Genomic DNA, 16647 nt, shown 5'->3' with positions numbered 1-16647 from the left:
GCCCGCTTCCCGCCGGTGCGCTTTTCTATTTAGAGCCAACCATGCACCAGCGCATTCTGATCCTCGATTACGGTTCACAGGTCACCCAGCTTATCGCCCGCCGCGTGCGCGAAACCGGCGTGTACTGCGAAATCCACCCCGGCGACGTCGGCGACGATTTCGTGCGCGAACAGCGATCGCAGGGGCTGAAAGGCATCATCCTGTCCGGCAGCCACGCCTCGGCCTATGACGAAGGCTCGCTGCGCGTGCCGCAGGCCGTGTTCGAAGTCGGCGTTCCCGTCCTGGGCATCTGCTACGGCATGCAAAGCATGGCGCAGCAACTGGGCGGCAAGGTCGAGTGGTCCGACCATCGTGAATTCGGCTACGCCGAAGTGCGCGCGCATGGCCACACGCGCCTGCTGACGGATATCGAGGACTTCACCACGCCCGAAGGCTACGGCATGCTGAAGGTCTGGATGAGCCACGGCGACAAGGTCACCCAGCTGCCCCCGGGCTTCAAGCTGATGGCCTCCACGCCTTCCTGCCCCATCGCCGGCATGGCCGACGAAGCGCGCGGTTTCTACGGCGTGCAGTTCCATCCCGAAGTCACCCACACCATCCAGGGCAAGGCCCTGCTGGAACGCTTCGTTCGCGATATCGCGGGTTGCCAGGGCGACTGGAACATGCCCGACTACGTCTCCGAAGCCGTGCAGCGCATTCGCGAACAGGTCGGCGATGACGAGGTCATCCTGGGCCTGTCCGGCGGCGTCGATTCTTCCGTGGCCGCGGCCTTGATCCACAAGGCCATCGGCGACCAGCTGACCTGCGTGTTCGTCGACCACGGCCTGCTGCGCCTGGACGAAGGCAAGCAGGTCATGCAGACCTTCGCCGAAAACATGGGCGTGAAGATCCTGCACATCGACGCCAGCGAACAGTTCATGGGCAAGCTGGCGGGCGTCTCCGATCCCGAAGCCAAGCGCAAGATCATCGGCCGCGAGTTCGTCGAAGTCTTCCAGGCCGAAGCCGGCAAGCTGAAGGCGGCCAAGTGGCTGGCGCAGGGCACGATCTATCCCGACGTCATCGAGTCGGCCGGCGCGAAAACCGGCAAGGCCGTGGCGATCAAGTCGCACCATAACGTCGGCGGCCTGCCGGAAACACTGAACCTGAAGCTGCTGGAGCCGCTGCGCGAACTGTTCAAGGACGAAGTCCGCGAGCTGGGCGTCGCACTGGGCCTGCCGCATTCCATGGTGTATCGCCATCCGTTCCCGGGACCGGGATTGGGCGTGCGCATCCTGGGCGAGGTCAAGACGGAATACGCCGATCTGCTGCGTCGCGCGGACGCGATCTTCATCGAGGAATTGCGCAGCACGCTGGATCCGGTCAGCGGCAAGTCCTGGTACGACCTGACGTCGCAGGCCTTCGCCGTGTTCCTGCCGGTGAAGTCGGTGGGCGTGATGGGCGATGGACGGACCTACGACTACGTCGTCGCGCTGCGCGCGGTGCAGACGTCGGACTTCATGACCGCGGATTGGGCGCCGTTGCCGTATCCCTTGCTGGCGAAAGTCAGCGGGCGGATTATCAATGAGGTGCGGGGGATCAATCGGGTCGTGTATGACGTGAGCAGCAAGCCGCCGGCGACGATCGAGTGGGAGTGATTTGCCGCGCTAGAACCTCACGCCCAAGGCTGCGCTAATGGAGCCGACCAAGCCTGTAGGCGCAGCGCCGGCACCCAATATAGACACGCCAACGTCAACGGCCGAGAGCGGCCTTAACCGCTCCATCGATTGTGTTTTCGATGAAGCGGTCATCGATCGCCTCTTTGGAGAACCAGCGGCGATAAAAGAGTGGACCAACCACCGCCGCGGTCACTTCGGCGGCTGACTTCTCCGGCTGCACTTCACCCCTGTCCTTGGCTTGTTCGACGGCAGCGTGGAACGGCGGCATGAAGGCCTTGTGCAGTCCAGCCTGCAGCGCGGCGATTTCGGGATCGCGCTCGGCGGCATCGATGATCGACGGATAGACCGAGGCCCAGGCCGGGTCCTCGGCGTTTCGCCCAAGGGCGATGATAACTATGTCGAGCTGCATCCGGGCGGCGCTATCCTCGCGATCGCCAGCCGGAAGGCCGCAAATCTCATGCATGGCGTGGAATGGTCGGCAAGCGCGAACAGGTCGGCGATCCTCGAATTCGAAGTCGACGATGTCGATGCAGAGCGCGCGCGGATCGATCCGTTCGTGGCGGACTGGTTGCAGCAACCCAAGGATATGCCGTGGGGCAACCGCTCGATGTTGTTCCGCGATCCCGACGGCAACCCCGTCAATTTCTTCAAGCCGATCCCGAGGGGTTGATCGGCCGACGGCCCCGACGCCAGTGGCTGCGATTTCGCAGGTTCCAAATCAGGCTTCTGGCCGATGACAGACCACCTCGACGTTGTGGCCGTCCGGCCCGATGACGAAGGCGGCGTAGTAGTGCGGGTGGTAATGCGGCCGCAGTGCGGGAGGCCCGTTGTCCTGACCGCCTGCCGCGATGGCCGATGCGTAGAACGCATCCACCTGGCTACGGTGCTCGGCGGTGAACGCGAGGTGCAGCGGGGTCGGTTTCTCAGTGGTCGCGTGGATCCACAGCGAGGGCTTTCCACTCTTTCCCAGCCCCGCGCCATGCGGGCCCCGCATGGCGGTCGTCACGCCCAATGGCGCCAGAGCGCGAAGAAAAAATGCCTCCAGGCCTTCAGGGTTGCCTGAGCGTATGCCTATGTGGTCAAACATGAGCTTCCATCCTCGATAGTGTGGTTCAGGCGCTATCGCCGGCCCAGGGAAAAAATCTTCATGCCGACCAGCATTGCGATCACGAATAGCACTGCCTTGTAGTCGCCGGCGCCGGCATTCACGAGTGCTGGTCCCGGACAGAAACCGGCGAGGCCCCAGCCGGCGCCGAAGAGGGCGCTACCCGCGATCAGGCGCCGGTCGATGCGCGTGGCGGTGGGGAGAGACATCGGCGCGCCGAGTAGGCTGCGCTTGCGTCTGCGTGCAATCGCGAAGCCGATGCTGCCGATCGCGATTGCGCCGGCCATGACAAACGCCAGCGACGGATCCCAATTGCCGGCGATATCAAGAAAGCCCAGTACTTTGGCAGGGTCGGACATGCCGGACACGATCAGTCCCACGCCGAATATCAGTCCAGCCAGCAGCGCGTTGAAATTGAGCATGTCAAAGCCCCAATAAACGGCGGATGACGAAGACGGTGAGAAAACCCGCCGCCATGAACGTCCCCGTGGCGGCCAGCGAGCGTATCGAACCTCTGGACAGGCCGCATACGCCATGACCGCTGGTGCAGCCCGATGCGTAACGCGTGCCGAAGCCAACGAGCAGGCCCGCCAGGATGAGCACGGGCGGCGTCGCGGTGATCGTGATAGCCGGAAGTGCCGAAAACAGCTTGAATATCCAGGGCCCGGCGAACAGCCCGATGACGAAGGCCGCGCGCCATGCACGATCGCCGGATGTGGTGTCGAGGAGGCCGCCAAGAATGCCGCTGACGCCAGCGATGCGACCGTTCCCAAGTACAAGCAGTGTTGCCGCGAGACCGATCAACAAGCCACCGCTTAAGGCGGAAAGTGGTGTGAAGTGGACCCAGTCTATGTTCATTTCAAGTATCGACGTTGGTAGACGACGTCCTGAATCAGGACCTGATCGGCCTCCGGCTTTTCGTCAAAACGTTGGTGTGCTTCGGCAATGGCGAATCGGTGCTTGTTCGCCCAGTCGACCAGCGCCATGACGGGCTTCAACAGCGTTCTTCCCATGTCGGTGAGTTCGTAATCGACACGGGGAGGAATCGTCGGGAACATCGTTCGCGTGATCAGTCCGTCGCGTTCCAGCCCGCGCAAGGTCAAGGTCAGCATCCGCTGCGAAATGCCGTCGATGCCACGCTTCAATTCGTTGAAGCGCCGGGGGCCTTCGGCCAGCACGGCGACGATGTAGAGGCTCCACTTGTCGCCGATGCGATCCAGGATTTCGCGGGTCGCCAGGCAGCCGCCATCGTCAGGTGAGGGCTTATCGGCAGGCTGCTTGGTGTGACCAGGTGACATGCGTGTGCCTTCTTGTGGAGAGTTGGCAGGAACCATACCATCCTTCGTATAGACCAGTAAGTCAGGCTCTTTGAATGACTTGGTTATTGTTTTATACCTTGGAGCCGTCATGGGCCATGTCTTGCTTATTACTTCCAGCCCGCGCGGGGCTGACAGCCTTTCCACTCGCTTTGCTACCGAAATCGCCGAAGACATCCAGGCCCGCTCAGGCGGACCGCTGACCGTGCGCGATCTCGCCGCGAATCCACCGCCGCACATCACGCCGGCCTACATCCAAGGCCGGATCACGGCGCCAGAAGATCGCACGCCGGAACAGGTGGAAGCGGTGAAGGTCGCCCAGACGCTCGTGGATGAGTTGAAGGCGGCCGATGTGATCGTGCTCGGTTCGGGCATGATCAACTTCGGCCTGCCGTCGCAGCTCAAGGCGTGGTTCGACCACGTCACCTGGCCGCGCGTCACTTTCGGCTATGGCGATACTGGCCCCAAGGGCCTGCTGACCGGCAAAAAGGTCTATCTCGTTACCGCTGCTGGCGGCGTGTTCTCGGAAGGTGCCTGGGCGCCGTTCGACTTTCAGACCAACTATCTGCTGCACCTGCTCGGTTTCATCGGCCTGACAGACGTTGAAGTAGTGCGCGTCGAAGGCACGGTTCTCGGACCCGATGCGGCGAAGACCGCGATCGTCAACACCGAAATGGCCGTCAAGGCCTTGTTGGCGAAGGCTGAGTGACGGCATGGCTGGGAAAAGGACTATCACGTTATTCGGTTCTCATTTCCTTGCGGCCCAATGAGAATTGCGCATGAGCGCGCTGAAGTCTCTACGGACGAACTTGGGATCCTCATAGGCCATGACGTCCGCCAGGCCGGTGCCCTGCGTGGTTTCAGGCCGATGCTTGAGGCTGTCGTATAAGGCACGCATGAAAACCTCGGCGAAGTCGGACGGGTGAGGATAGGTCTTCTCGACGGCATCTCGCTGCTCGGCGGTGAAATCGTCGTAGCCGGCGCCCACCAGATCCATGTTTGCGCCCTGTGCGATCAGTGTGGCCAGCGGTGAGACGTGCGCGGGGATACCGTTCGTCGTATGCAGCGCAATCGCAAGCCAGACCTGCTCGCTCGTGGCCTCCGGTACGCCGTGGCGACGCAGGAATTCGCGAGCAGCGTTCGCGCCATCCACCTCGTATCGCAGATGGCTCTGTGCGTAGTGCGCCGTCAGGCCGTAATCATGGAACATTGCTGCGACGTACAAAAGCTGCGGGTCGTAGGAAAGGCCATTTCGTTGCGCCGTCAAGGCCGCCCAATAGTAGACCCGCATCGAATGCTCGAAAAGGAATTTTCCTTCCGAATCACGTATGTATTGAGCAGCGTCGCGTGCCAGTGCGCTGTCGGGGATCGCCATGGCGGGCGTCCGATCCGCCGTTTCCGAACGCTGGTGATCCGGTGCAAGTGCACGGTCGGCGGCACGCACGTCCGACGCTTGAATGAAGCCCAGCACAAGAATTAAGAGCACGGCGCAAGCCGATCCCATGGCGCGAGCGATCTTCATCATCCAATTCCTTTTCAAGATGCCGAGAACCCGCATGCCTTTACTGTTTCATCACGGCCTGTGGGGTGTTTCGGAAGCTGATGGCCATACGGTTATAGGTATTCATCAAACCGATGGCGATGGTCAGGTCGACCAGTTCGCGTTCGTTGAACACGGCGCGGGCAGCCTCGTAGGCGGCGTCCGGCACGCCGGTCTGCGCGACCAGCGTGACCGATTCCGCCCACGCGAGTGCCGCGCGCTCGCGGGGATCGAAGAGATCGCCTCCTTCCCGCCACGCCTGCACCAAGGCCAGTTTTTCGATCGCTGCGCCTTTTGATATCAAATCGCGCGTGTGCATGTCCAGGCAATACGCGCAGTTGTTGATCTGCGATACGCGCAGGTAGGCCAGGTCGACGACAACCGGCGACAGGCCGCTCTGCATGACGTAGCCGTAGACGCCGCCGAGGGCTTTGACGCCCGCGGGCGAAATCTGTGTGTAGTCCAGGCGCTTGCTCATGATGTGACTCCTTGAGGGGATTACTTGATGGGAGTGGTCAAGGTTTTGTCGTCGCTGTCCGCGACGAACACGGCGAGCAACTTTGCAGGCCTTGTTCCGCTCGCGTTGCGGCTTATACGATGAACGGCGCCGGGCGCTTCGAAGAAGCTCTCGCCGGCATGGTAGACACGCTTCGGACCGTCATCGACCTGTGACTCGATCTCGCCCGATACGACATAGGCATAGATGAAGGCCGAGCCCGCATGCGTGTGCGCTGAAGACGCCGCACCGGGTGCATAGTCGACGACGACGGCGGTCAAGGCCTTGCCGGGGATGTTGGGAATGGCGTGTTGAAAGTTCGGCGTGACGGTTTCAGTCCCACCGTGCGCCAAGGCAGGCACGGCGATGCCAACGGCCATGGCTGTGCAGGCGGCTCTTGCGATGGATTGAATATTCATGGAAGTCTGGCTCCTTTGCTTTACCGCATTGTCGTGTGACACGCGGGCGTGCAAAAGCACCAGGAATGAACATTTTCACTGTACCAAGAAGCGGTGGCAAAGCAGATGTCGCGGGTCCGTCAGTGGTGCCCACGAGCGATTTCCTGCAGGCGGGAACAGTTGGCCGGCAGGGTTCTTTCATCCAGATTCGTCACGCCGAGCAGTAGCCCCTGCTGCCTTTTATCGCCCGCGTACCAAGGTGAAAGCGGCACCGGGGCCAGCCCGAAAGCGCGCGCCCGCGAGGCGATATCGACGTCCGACGCGGATTGGGGAAGCGCGGCCACGACGGTCATCCCGGCGGCGGCTTGCACCCTCAGCGACTCCGAGTCCTGCTCCTTCAGGCAACGGACGAGCGCTTCCTGCCGCGCGGTGTAGAGGCGTTTCATTCGACGCAGATGGCGCAGATAGTGTCCGTCGTGCATGAACTCGGTCACGGCGTGCTGCACGGCCGCGGCCGGGGCGGGGGACAGGCACGCCGCGACGTCGTCGAAGTGGCGTGCCATGGCCGGCGGGACAATGAGAAACCCCAGGCGCAGCGCCGGGTTGATCGTTTTGCTGAAGGTCCCGGCGTGCAGCACCCGTCCGTCCTGATCCAGCGAGGCCAATGCCGGCGCGGCCCGTCCTTTCAGCTGCAACTCGCCGAGATAATCGTCTTCGACGATCCAGGCGTCGTGTCGTCTGGCCCAGCCGAGCAGTGACATCCGTCGGGCGAGGGACATCGTCATCCCGAGCGGGGCCTGCTGGCCCGGCGTCACCACCGCGAGGACGGCTTCGGGGGCGATCCGGATGCCTGCGTCGACATCGAGCCCGTCCGTGTCCACCGGCACGCCCGCCACGGTCATTCCCGCCAGCCCGAGCGCCGTACGCGTGAGCGGGAATCCAGGGTCTTCCATCCAGGCGTGTCCGCCTTCCACGCGCAGGGCACGAATCGCGAGATTGAGCGCGCCGGAGAAACCTGCCGTGATGAAGACCTGGGACGGGCTGCATCGAAGCCCGCGTGAGACACCAAGATACGCCGCGATCTCCTGTCGCAAGTCCGGTTCGCCACGGGGATCGGGGTAGCCGACCGGAGTTGCCGCTGCGCGGCGCGCCGCGCGCGCCTGTATGCGTGACCAGAGCTTGAATGGAAAGGCGTCCTGGGCGGGCACACCCATTTGAAATGCCAAAGGCGCCGCATTGAAGTCGTAGAACAGATCAGGCAGCGGCGGCGTCTCGGGCGACCACCCGGTCGTCGCTGGCGAGGGCCGCGCGGCGACCCGGGTGCCCGCCGCGCCCAGGCCGATCGCGTACTGCTCGTCGATCAGACGTTCATAGGCGGCCCGCACCGTGCCCCGGGACACTCCGAGCTGGGCGGCCAGATCCGACCAGGAGGGCAGCCGCGCGCCGGCGGCAAGCTGGCCCGACCCGATCGCGTCTCGAATCGAGCCGTAGATTTGCGCCGATAGAGAAATACGCCCCGAGCGGTCGAGGCCGACGGAAAGCTTGCTCATGGACGCGATAGTACATTCGGATTGTTCGAACTTGGGTCTTTTGCATGACTCAAGGGCAGCGTAACTTTGCCGGGGTGGCGCTGCCGGAGCATTCGCATGCGATGTCTGCGGACCAAGCGGCGCCCTCCGGAAGTCCAGCGTGTCGCGGAAACCGACCGCTATTCATCGCTCGAGGCACCTGATGAACCAGGATAAAGAAACACCGGCGAACGACATGGCCGGCGTCATCATTCCCGACAGCCGGCTGGCGCGCGAGGTCGCACAGCTCATCCGCGACACCGAAAGCGAATTGCTTTTCAACCACTCGACACGGGTCTATCTATGGGGCGTGCTGCTGGGGAAACGAAAGGATGTCGCCTTCGATCCGGAGCTGCTCTACGTTGCGGCCATGTTCCACGATATCGGCTTGACGTCAGCCTATCGCGAAAGCGGATTGCGTTTTGAAGTTGACGGCGCCAACGCGGCGCGCGATTTTCTGCGCAGTCATCACGTCGACGAGGCAGATGTCGCGAAGGTATGGAGCGCAGTTGCGCTCCATACGACGCCGGGCATTCCCGAGCACATGCACGGCGAAATCTCGCTGGTGCAGGCCGGAGCGGGGATGGACGTGGCGGGACGGGGCTTTGACGACTTTACCGAGGAACAGCGCGCGGCGGTTATCGCAGGCTTTCCTCGCGGCGCTTGTTTCGCCGACAGGATGATCGATGCCTTTTACAACGGCATGAAGCATCGTCCGGGCACGACGTTCGGCACGTTCAACGACGATTTCCTGGCATACAAGGACCCGGGCTTCGAGCGCGTGAACCTGTGCAGCGTCATTTTTAGTTCCCCGTGGGAATTTCCCACTACCTGAAGAAACTCATGTCTCGTCTCCCTATCCAATCATTCGTGAAAAAGCCGAGCCGGCTCTTGCTGGTATCGATCTCCATTGCCGCTGGCTTGCTACTGACCGCCCAGACGGCCTTATCTTCCAGCAGCCAGGCGACGGCGCCCGATGACTATTTCCACACGGGTGCGGGCGCCCGATACCTGCGACGTGCTGATTCGGATCTCACGATCGAACCTTTGCGCGGGGACATCTCGGTGGTGATGGGCTCCGGTGGCAACATTACCGTTCTGTCCGGAAAGGAAGGCAAGTTCCTCGTGGACGCCGGCATCAGCAAGTCGCACGACAAGCTGCAGGCTGCATTGGACAAAATCCGTTCATCACCGCTGAGATACGTGGTGAACACGCATTGGCACTGGGATCACACCGATGGCGATGGATGGATGCATGCGGCTGGGGCCACCATCGTTTCGCACGGGAATACGCTGAAGCACCTGAGCGAAAAGACACACGTCAATGCATGGAACTGGACCTTCTATCCCGTTCCAGTGGAAGCGCGGCCGACGCTATTGGTCAACCACAAGAAGACCTTCACGTTCGCAGGAACCGAAATCGACGTGGAAAACTTCGGCGGTGGTCATACCGACGGCGACCTCTGGGTCTATTTCAGGCAGGCGGACGTACTCGCTTTGGGAGACACCTTCTGGAATGGGTTCTATCCGTATATAGACAACGAAGACGGCGGCAACATCGACGGCGCGATCCATTGGGCCAACGAGGCTGTCGCGCGCACGACGGATCACACCATCGTCATCCCCGGTCACGGGCCTGTCGGCAGGCGTGCTCAGCTGATCGAATTCCGCGACATGCTGGTTGCCGTCCGCAACAGCGTGGCCGCGCTGAAACAACAGGGAAAATCGCTCGACGAAATCGTCGCCGCCAAACCTACGGTCGCTTTCGATGCCAAATGGGGCAATTTCGTGTTCAACGGCGATCAGTTCACGAAGATGGTATACGCGGGTCTATAGGCCGGTTTCGCCAGGAAGTATCCGTGTTCGCACGGCGTGATCCGATGGCCGTTTTGCGCGCATTGAGGAGACGACTTTGCTGCTTGATCAAGTGCCGCTCAGCCGCCATCGGGATCAAGCAGCGCTGGCGCGCGTCGTCCCGTCGTCCCGCGCGCGGTCGTATTCCGCTTGAGCGCGTTCCAGTTGGGGGCCGTACGTCAGCGCCCAATCGTAGAGCGCGGCGAAAGGCGGTTGGAGCGAGCGTCCGAGCGGCGTGATCGTGTATTCGACGCCGACAGGCGTCGTAGGCAGCACTTCTCGTCGAACCAGGCCGTTGCGCTCCAGGCGCTTCAGCGCATCGGCGAGCGCCTTGTGCGTGATGCCGTCGAGACGGCGCATGATCTGGTTGAAACGCGACGGCCTCGAGCAGAGAACGGTCAGGATCAGCACCGACCACTTGTTGGCGATGTGTTCCAGGATCGGCCGCGTCCTTTGGGCATCGATCAGCGCCTCTTCCTCGACGCAATGTTCCAACTGATGCGCCGTACTCACCTCGACGGGTATCTGTGGGAGAGTGTCAGACATAGGTTTACTCGGTGATATCTAGGCTATATATGGTGCGTAATTGACCGTAAGTATAATCTGTATATCATGAGCCTCATCAATTTCAGACGAGGTTCATATGAGCAAACTGGCGAACAAGGTGGCCGTCGTAATCGGCGGAGGCAGCGGCATAGGTGGGGCCATCGCACAGCGATTCGCGGGCGAAGGCGCGCAGGTCTACGCGACCAGCCGCACGGCCACGGAAAGCACTTCAAACCTGTCACCGGAGCAGGATAAAGGCGGCATTCGTACCGTCCGCGCCGATGCAGGGAGTCTCTCCGATCTTGAGCAGGTCTTCGCCAAGGTCCGCTCGGAAGCGGGGCGGATCGACGTCCTGGTGTTCAATGCCGGCATTTCGGAATTCGCGCCGCTGGGCGGCATCGACGAGGATCATTTCGATAGGACCTTCGGCCTGAACGTACGCGCGCTGGTTTTCGCCGCGCAAGGCGCCGTCGAGCTCATGCCGGCGGGTGCGGCGGTCGTGCTCATCGGCTCGATCGCCGATGCGATCGGCACCAAGGGTTATGGCGTCTACGGCGCCAGCAAGGCCGCGGTGCGTTCGTTCGCCCGCACGTGGGCGAATGAACTGGCCCCCAAGGGTATCCGCGTCAACGTCGTCAGTCCTGGGCCGATCGATACCGCGATGTTCGATGCGGCTTCGGACGAGGTACGCGATACGCTCACCAAACTCATCCCGCTCGGCCGCCTGGGCAGGGCTGAGGAGGTCGCCGCAGCGGCGCTTTTCCTTGCAAGCGACGACAGCAGCTTCACGACTGGCGCTGAACTGGCCGTCGACGGCGGGATGGCGCAGGTTTGAAGGCGGCTATGGAGCGAAGTGACTTCGCTCTATGGCAGAGATGTCAGCCAGGCCCATCACTCGCGGCGGCGAGAAGCGGGACGACCAGATCGCTGATCGGGGTAGGGATACCATGCAATCGCCCCAGTCGCTGCACGACCCCGTTTCGGCAGTCCCATTCAAGCGGGCGGCCAGCCTGCCGGTCGGCGAGTATCGAAGTGCCGAGGTCGGCCGGGTAACCTTGGAAGGCGTCGACGATCTCTTGCGGAACCTCGTCGCCCAGCGTCGCACCCTCTGCCCGGGCGACTTCAAGGCATTCCTGCAAATAGGCGCGTGCCAACCCGGCAACGTCGGCGCGGGAATACATGCCAGCGCGACGACCCGCAAGTACCATCAAGCCGGCGACCGCGTTCTGTAGAAGCTTGCGCCATGCGACGGACTTGAAGTCTGCCACGACGTCGACTGAACACCGGGTGCCTCTCAATGCCGTCAGGACGATGCGGCTCCCTGGCGTGTCTGGCAATGTAATCCGCGGCTTGCCTCGCAGCCAGACCGAGGCGTCGTGCTCGCGTTGAGCAGGAAACCACACCACCGAGGGCAGGACTGCGCTACCAGGCACATATGGGGCAAAGAGCGTTTCCTGTTCAACGCCGTTTTGCAATACGCAGACCACGGTCCTGTTTCCGCACAGGGCGGAAAGCCACGGCGCTGCGGCGTCCACCTGTGTCGACTTCACCGCGACAAAAACCAGGTCGAACGTTGCTTTAACGTCGGCCGGATTGGTGCGCACGGGTCCCGGTACCACGATATGGCCGCCGTCGAAGCGCAGTTCCAGGCGTTCGTGCGCCGAGCGGCCGAAAATGGCCGGTGTGCGCCCGGCCTCGTGCAGGGCCGCCGCCACGGTCGTGCCGATGGCCCCCGGCCCAATGAGGGCGATCGTTGGATACTCTGAAATCGTCATTTAGCGTTCCGTCCCAATTGCGTTGAGTGTGCCGATGCCTGCAAACACTTTAGCAATGAAATCCATGAACACTATCGTACGCTGGGGCTGTCGAGCAGGTGCTAGAGAGCGCCCGCTGCAATCGCGTCCGCGAGGCGCGGGAACGTCGCCTTGAAGCCGAGATCGTCGCGAATGCGGCGACAGTCGAGTAGCGCATCGAATGCCGCGCCACGTTCGGCCGCCGATCCGTCCGGCGGCGCGGCGCCCACCGCCGCCAGCAGTTCGGCAATCTCGGGCGCGTCGTCATCGGCCACGTTATAGATGCGGTACGCCGGGTCCGCCTTGTCGAGCAGGCGCATCACGGCCTGGGCGATGTCCGCATGGTGGCCGATCGACATGCGTTGGGTTGGCCGCCATCCCTGCATGTGGGGCACGATTTCCGCAATATGCGGATCGCCGTCGCCATAGACGAAGGGCAGACGCAGCACGCGCACATCCAGGTGTTCCATGCCTAGAAGAAAGTCCTCGGCGGCCAGCTTGCTCACCGGATAGGCGACCGTCGGCGCGCAAGCGTCGTCTTCCGATGCAGGGCGTCCACCGGTTGAACCATAGACGAGGCCTGTGCTCAGGAACACGAACCGCTTCACGCCGGCGTCGCGCGCGGCGGCGGCAAGCGACTGCGTTCCCAGATCGTTGACGCTATGAGCTTGCTCCGGCGTTGCGCCGCGAAAAAACGCCGCGCAGTGGACGATTGCATCCGCGTCGTGCACAGCCGCACGCAGCGAATCGGGATCGAGAAGGTCGCCTTCGACGAGCTCGACCTGATTCGTGTTCAGTTCAGTCGCACGAGTGCGGTCGCGTATCAGGGCACGCACGCGGTCGCCGCGTTCTACCAGCCGTTTGACGAGGCGGCTACCGACTTTTCCGGTTGCACCGGTCACGAGAATTGTCATGCGAGGCCTCCAGCCAAGGTGCGAGATGCGCGAACTGTATCGGGCTACGGCGGGCGTGCATTGGAAAAAACGGACAGGGAAGATCCGCGTCATTCGACGGCCGGGCGTCGTCTACTATAGGGCCATGCATCCCGCTTCCATGTCGCGCAGGCACCCCATGTCCTTTATCGAATCGATGATCGTCGACGAATGCCTTACGAACGAGCCGATGGTAGCGATTCCTCGTCCGGAGGTGCATCTCGTCGTCAGGGTGGGAGCTTCGGCCCAGCGGGGATTGGACATGCATGTGCTCGGCGCCCGTCGGTACGTCACGCGCAAGACTATTCGCAAGGGGCAAATGACTGTCGTCGCGCGTCTTCAATTAGGGACCGCCGCCGCGGTGCTCGGGATGCCGGCATCCGCCGTCTCGGGCCTTATCGTGCCGGTGGAAGACGTCTGGGGCGCAAGTGAAGCGCGAGCGATATACGACCAGCTTGCCTCGGCGGCTAGCCCCAACGACGCTGCGCGTATTCTCGAACGCGCGATTGCGGGTCGGTACTTGCCTGACCGTCCTCCTCCTGGCGATCGCACCTTGCTCGTGCGTGAAGCCGCAAGACAGTTGCTCGACGCCAATGTGTACGAGGTTGCGGCCGGCCTCGGCATCAGCGAGCGGCATCTGCGGCGCGTGTTTATCGAAGCGGTTGGCATGAGCCCCAAGATGTTCTCCAGGCTGAGGCGGTTTTCGCGTGCGACCGACCTGGCGCGTGCGGACCGCCGCACGAACTGGGCGAGCATCGCCGCGGAAGCCGGCTTTTATGATCAGGCCCACCTCATCGAAGAATTTCGCCACTTCACGGGTGTGACGCCCGAGGCGTTTATTCACGAAATCAGTGTCGCTCATGACCGAAAGGGGGCCGATTCATACACGGCGCCTTGACAGGCTTCGAACTGCTCGATCGCGTCACAGATCTCGGCCGGGGCGTCCTCTTGCACGAAATGCTTGGCGCCGGCCAGAACGTGCACCTCGGCGCCGGGGAACTCGGTTTCGAAGCGTTGCCGCTCGCTCTCTCGAAAGCCGGGGTCGTGGTCTCCCCAAAGAATGAGGACGGGCTTGTCGCGCAGGCGCGCCAGGCCAGCCTCTACCTCGGAAAGGAAATCGCGGCTTTCGAGTATCTCTTTGGCGAACTGCGAGTGGGGAATACGCGAGGCCGGAGTCGGATAGGGCTTTGCGTAGGCCGCCTTTTCGGTCGATGTCAGCCTGCGTTTCGTGGACATCGGTACGAGGAACCGGGTGAGCGCGTTGTAGCGGACGATCAGGAAGCGGCCCAGTCCGCCGCCGGTAAGTCGAGACCAGTTCTCGATGTGCTTGATCCGGTCGGCGGGCCACGCCCAGGTGTTGCAGATGATCAGCTTGTCGATGAGGTCCGGCCGCAGGCCGGCGAAACTCAGCCCGATCGGGCCGCCCCAATCCTGCACGACGAGGCGGATGTCCCTCAGGGCCAGGGCGCGCACCAGGCCCTCCAGAACCGTCGCGTGTTCCCACGGCTTGAAAGTGAAGCCGGGTCGGGCCCGGCTCAACCCGAAACCCGCATGGTCGAAGGCGATGCAGCGAAAATGTGGGGCGAGCCGGGTGATGATATGCCGGTAGAGAAAGGACCAACTGCCATTGCCGTGGAGCAGGAGCAGGGTAGGGCCGCTGCCTTCATCGACATAGTGGATGCGATTGCCGTCGATATCGATCCAATGGCTTTTGAAGGGAAAGAGCGTTTGGTCGAGCCATGCCGGGACGGCGTCTTGATCTTCGGTCATGTCAGCCATCTTTAAGCGCTCCTCCCAGCTTGAGAGTTCGTCCGTTAATATCAATACTGTACTGTGCCGTACTTGTAGTACGCTACCGTAGCGTATCGATAATGTCAACGAGGAAGGGTGAAGGTGGTTCAGATTGCAGACAAGCGGGTGGAGCGCTCCAAGGCAGCCGTATTGAGCGAAACCTATCGGCAGTTGACGCAGAGCGGGATCAGCGGTGTCAGCATCGACGAAGTGTCGCGCGTGTCCGGCGTTTCGAAAACGACGATCTACCGTCACTGGCCTTCGCGCGCTGCCTTGCTGATCGATGCCTGTTCCAGGCTCGGGAACGTACCGCCGCCACCGGACACGGGCACGTTGCGCGCCGACCTGCACGCTCTTGTGACGAAGCTCGTGGAACAGCTTCCGTCCGCCGCATGGGCCACGGTCTATCCATCGATCGTCGACGCGGCGGAGCGCGATCCGGAAATCGCCGCGCTGCAGGCCGGACTGCATAAGGCCTTCATGGCGCCGTTTTACGCTGTCGTCGAAAGAGCCAGGGACAGGGGTGAGGTGCAGCCGGAGAAGCCAGCCGCCGACTTGGTCGCGGTAGTGGTTGGGCCACTATTTTATCGACGCTGGTTTTCCAAAGAAGCGTTCGATGACCGCTTTATCGAAGGCATCATCGATGCCGCGGTCAAGACCGCTCTCGGCCGCTAACCAACGCATGATCGTGAAGCACGATGCCGCGGACGGCGGCAAACTGCGTGCTTTTCATCCGATCGGAAAGGTATCGCGCCGGCGGCTTGCCTACCGCCTTGCGAAACATGGTGACGAAGCCGCTGGCATTCTCGTAGCCCAGTTCCAGCGCCACCCTTTGCACGCTTTCGCCCTTGGGTTGGCGACCAAGGCGTTCGCCCTGGTATATGCGATGTTGGAAGGCTAGCGTACGGATGCGGTGTTTCAGGCAGCGGCGAGTGCTTCGACGCGTGCCATGGCGCGTTGCACGGCAGGCCGTTGTTCTACGCTGGCATACCAGCGGCTGAGGTTCGGGTAGGCATCCAGCGCCACGCCGGCGAAGGCACGCCGCCAGTACCAGCCGAAATGGGCAATGTCGGCAATGCTGTAGTCGTCGCCGGCAACAAAGGGACGATCGGCGAGCAGACCGTCGAGCAGCTCGGTTACGCGCTTCGCTTCGGCGGAGAAGCGCTGTTGCGCCAGCGGTTGCGGTTCGGCGGCCAGCTTGGTGAAGAAGCCCGCATTGCCGAAGCTTGGGCTGACGGCCGATGCATGGAAGAACAGTTGCTCGAAGACGCGGGCGCGCTCGCGGCCGGAGGAGGGCAACAAGGCCTGCTGGCGCTCGGCCAGGTACACCAGTATGGCTGCCGATTCGCTCAGCGCCAGACGCTCGCCGGACGGACTGATATCGACAAGCACCGGCACCTTGCCGTTCGGATTCAAGGTGCGAAAGCGCTCCAGCTTTTGCGCACCCTGCTTCACGTTGACAGGATGCAGGCTGTAATCCAACCCCAGCTCTTCCAACGCGATGGGCACCTTGACGCTGTTGGGGGTGGCATAGGCATAAACCTCGATCATGCGATTTCCTTGTTGGAGCCCGGGGGTTCTGCCCCGAAGGCGTTGATCGAGATTCTGTATGACTCCTCTATCAAATGGCAGATTGCACTCGGCGATATCAAC

General features: G+C 62.3%; 22 protein-coding genes and 1 pseudogene. 8 read left to right on the top strand and 15 right to left on the bottom strand.

Features of this window, described 5'->3' with window-relative positions:
* The first annotated feature begins 41 nt into the window (after window positions 1-41).
* Window positions 42-1634 (top strand): glutamine-hydrolyzing GMP synthase, encoded by a 1593-nt coding sequence (guaA, locus tag CAL26_RS16595; protein ID WP_094847946.1) that lies wholly within the window; start codon window positions 42-44, stop codon window positions 1632-1634.
* 94 nt (window positions 1635-1728) lie between these two features.
* Here the strand turns inward: guaA and CAL26_RS16590 are convergent, their stop codons facing one another.
* On the bottom strand, window positions 1729-2064 hold the full coding sequence (locus CAL26_RS16590) for a TetR-like C-terminal domain-containing protein (protein WP_218831561.1): 336 nt from the start codon (window positions 2062-2064) through the stop codon (window positions 1729-1731).
* Between CAL26_RS16590 and CAL26_RS16585 the strand changes: the two genes are divergently transcribed.
* Window positions 2059-2325 carry a VOC family protein gene (locus tag CAL26_RS16585; protein ID WP_373454515.1) on the top strand — a complete coding sequence of 89 codons (267 nt, stop codon included), beginning with the start codon at window positions 2059-2061 and terminating at the stop codon, window positions 2323-2325. The genes CAL26_RS16590 and CAL26_RS16585 overlap by 6 nt on opposite strands.
* A 48-nt stretch (window positions 2326-2373) precedes the next feature.
* Here the strand turns inward: CAL26_RS16585 and CAL26_RS16580 are convergent, their stop codons facing one another.
* Genes CAL26_RS16580 through CAL26_RS16565 form a run of 4 tightly spaced genes read right to left on the bottom strand, consistent with a single transcriptional unit; the run spans window position 2374 to window position 4058 of the window.
* Window positions 2374-2742 carry a VOC family protein gene (locus CAL26_RS16580; RefSeq protein WP_094847945.1) on the bottom strand — a complete coding sequence of 123 codons (369 nt, stop codon included), beginning with the start codon at window positions 2740-2742 and terminating at the stop codon, window positions 2374-2376.
* 32 nt (window positions 2743-2774) lie between these two features.
* Window positions 2775-3182: a YeeE/YedE family protein gene (locus CAL26_RS16575; RefSeq protein WP_094847944.1), complete on the bottom strand. Its 408-nt coding sequence runs from the start codon at window positions 3180-3182 to the stop codon at window positions 2775-2777.
* 1 nt (window position 3183) lies between these two features.
* Window positions 3184-3618, bottom strand: coding sequence for a YeeE/YedE family protein (locus CAL26_RS16570; RefSeq protein WP_094847943.1), 435 nt, complete (start codon window positions 3616-3618; stop codon window positions 3184-3186).
* The gene (locus tag CAL26_RS16565) at window positions 3615-4058 is read right to left on the bottom strand and encodes a winged helix-turn-helix transcriptional regulator (protein WP_094847942.1); all 444 of its coding nucleotides are present in this window, start codon (window positions 4056-4058) and stop codon (window positions 3615-3617) included. The genes CAL26_RS16570 and CAL26_RS16565 overlap by 4 nt, the downstream gene beginning before the upstream one ends.
* 109 nt (window positions 4059-4167) lie before the next feature.
* Here CAL26_RS16565 and CAL26_RS16560 point away from each other — a divergent pair, with 109 nt between their 5' ends.
* Window positions 4168-4785: an FMN-dependent NADH-azoreductase gene (locus CAL26_RS16560; protein WP_094847941.1), complete on the top strand. Its 618-nt coding sequence runs from the start codon at window positions 4168-4170 to the stop codon at window positions 4783-4785.
* 39 nt (window positions 4786-4824) lie between these two features.
* Here the strand turns inward: CAL26_RS16560 and CAL26_RS16555 are convergent, their stop codons facing one another.
* The 4 genes from CAL26_RS16555 to pdxR form a co-directional block, all read right to left on the bottom strand.
* Window positions 4825-5598, bottom strand: a complete 774-nt coding sequence (locus CAL26_RS16555; protein ID WP_094849926.1) for an HD domain-containing protein — start codon at window positions 5596-5598, stop codon at window positions 4825-4827.
* Between the two features lie 40 nt (window positions 5599-5638).
* Entirely contained in the window at window positions 5639-6094 is a 456-nt protein-coding gene (locus CAL26_RS16550; protein WP_094847940.1) for a carboxymuconolactone decarboxylase family protein, read from the bottom strand.
* A 20-nt stretch (window positions 6095-6114) separates the two neighbouring features.
* Window positions 6115-6531 (bottom strand): cupin domain-containing protein, encoded by a 417-nt coding sequence (locus tag CAL26_RS16545; RefSeq protein ID WP_094847939.1) that lies wholly within the window; start codon window positions 6529-6531, stop codon window positions 6115-6117.
* A gap of 119 nt (window positions 6532-6650) precedes the next feature.
* Window positions 6651-8060 carry a MocR-like pyridoxine biosynthesis transcription factor PdxR gene (gene pdxR / locus CAL26_RS16540; RefSeq protein WP_094847938.1) on the bottom strand — a complete coding sequence of 470 codons (1410 nt, stop codon included), beginning with the start codon at window positions 8058-8060 and terminating at the stop codon, window positions 6651-6653.
* 181 nt (window positions 8061-8241) lie between these two features.
* Here pdxR and CAL26_RS16535 point away from each other — a divergent pair, with 181 nt between their 5' ends.
* Window positions 8242-8913: an HD domain-containing protein gene (locus tag CAL26_RS16535; RefSeq protein WP_094847937.1), complete on the top strand. Its 672-nt coding sequence runs from the start codon at window positions 8242-8244 to the stop codon at window positions 8911-8913.
* An 8-nt stretch (window positions 8914-8921) separates the two neighbouring features.
* Window positions 8922-9914: an MBL fold metallo-hydrolase gene (locus CAL26_RS16530; protein WP_094847936.1), complete on the top strand. Its 993-nt coding sequence runs from the start codon at window positions 8922-8924 to the stop codon at window positions 9912-9914.
* A gap of 114 nt (window positions 9915-10028) precedes the next feature.
* Here CAL26_RS16530 and CAL26_RS16525 read toward each other — a convergent pair whose 3' ends face one another.
* Window positions 10029-10478 carry a winged helix-turn-helix transcriptional regulator gene (locus tag CAL26_RS16525; RefSeq protein WP_094847935.1) on the bottom strand — a complete coding sequence of 150 codons (450 nt, stop codon included), beginning with the start codon at window positions 10476-10478 and terminating at the stop codon, window positions 10029-10031.
* Window positions 10479-10575: 97 nt separating this feature from the next.
* Here CAL26_RS16525 and CAL26_RS16520 point away from each other — a divergent pair, with 97 nt between their 5' ends.
* The gene (locus CAL26_RS16520; protein ID WP_094847934.1) at window positions 10576-11313 is read left to right on the top strand and encodes an SDR family NAD(P)-dependent oxidoreductase; all 738 of its coding nucleotides are present in this window, start codon (window positions 10576-10578) and stop codon (window positions 11311-11313) included.
* Window positions 11314-11356: 43 nt separating this feature from the next.
* Here CAL26_RS16520 and CAL26_RS16515 read toward each other — a convergent pair whose 3' ends face one another.
* Window positions 11357-12253: an oxidoreductase gene (locus tag CAL26_RS16515; protein WP_094847933.1), complete on the bottom strand. Its 897-nt coding sequence runs from the start codon at window positions 12251-12253 to the stop codon at window positions 11357-11359.
* A gap of 101 nt (window positions 12254-12354) precedes the next feature.
* A complete protein-coding gene (locus tag CAL26_RS16510; RefSeq protein ID WP_094847932.1) occupies window positions 12355-13185 on the bottom strand; it encodes an NAD-dependent epimerase/dehydratase family protein in 831 nt (276 codons plus the stop codon).
* 157 nt (window positions 13186-13342) lie between these two features.
* Here CAL26_RS16510 and CAL26_RS16505 point away from each other — a divergent pair, with 157 nt between their 5' ends.
* Window positions 13343-14101 carry a helix-turn-helix domain-containing protein gene (locus tag CAL26_RS16505; RefSeq protein ID WP_094849925.1) on the top strand — a complete coding sequence of 253 codons (759 nt, stop codon included), beginning with the start codon at window positions 13343-13345 and terminating at the stop codon, window positions 14099-14101.
* Here the strand turns inward: CAL26_RS16505 and CAL26_RS16500 are convergent.
* Window positions 14062-14982, bottom strand: a complete 921-nt coding sequence (locus CAL26_RS16500; protein WP_094847931.1) for an alpha/beta fold hydrolase — start codon at window positions 14980-14982, stop codon at window positions 14062-14064. The genes CAL26_RS16505 and CAL26_RS16500 overlap by 40 nt on opposite strands.
* A gap of 108 nt (window positions 14983-15090) precedes the next feature.
* On the opposite strand from CAL26_RS16500, the gene CAL26_RS16495 reads away from it, so the two are divergent.
* Window positions 15091-15669, top strand: coding sequence for a TetR/AcrR family transcriptional regulator (locus tag CAL26_RS16495; RefSeq protein WP_218831560.1), 579 nt, complete (start codon window positions 15091-15093; stop codon window positions 15667-15669).
* Here the strand turns inward: CAL26_RS16495 and CAL26_RS16490 are convergent.
* Together CAL26_RS16490 and CAL26_RS16485 are read right to left on the bottom strand one after the other, a co-directional pair.
* A pseudogene (locus CAL26_RS16490) lies at window positions 15647-15955 on the bottom strand (helix-turn-helix domain-containing protein); the annotation flags it as partial. The gene CAL26_RS16495 and the pseudogene CAL26_RS16490 sit on opposite strands and share 23 nt — an antisense overlap.
* On the bottom strand, window positions 15913-16545 hold the full coding sequence (locus CAL26_RS16485; RefSeq protein ID WP_094847929.1) for a glutathione S-transferase family protein: 633 nt from the start codon (window positions 16543-16545) through the stop codon (window positions 15913-15915). The gene CAL26_RS16485 and the pseudogene CAL26_RS16490, both read right to left, overlap by 43 nt.
* Window positions 16546-16647: the final 102 nt, after the last annotated feature.

It is taken from the genome of Bordetella genomosp. 9, from assembly GCF_002261425.1.
In the GTDB taxonomy this organism is placed as follows: domain Bacteria; phylum Pseudomonadota; class Gammaproteobacteria; order Burkholderiales; family Burkholderiaceae_B; genus Bordetella_C.
This window is presented reverse-complemented; position numbering and strand designations above follow the sequence as displayed.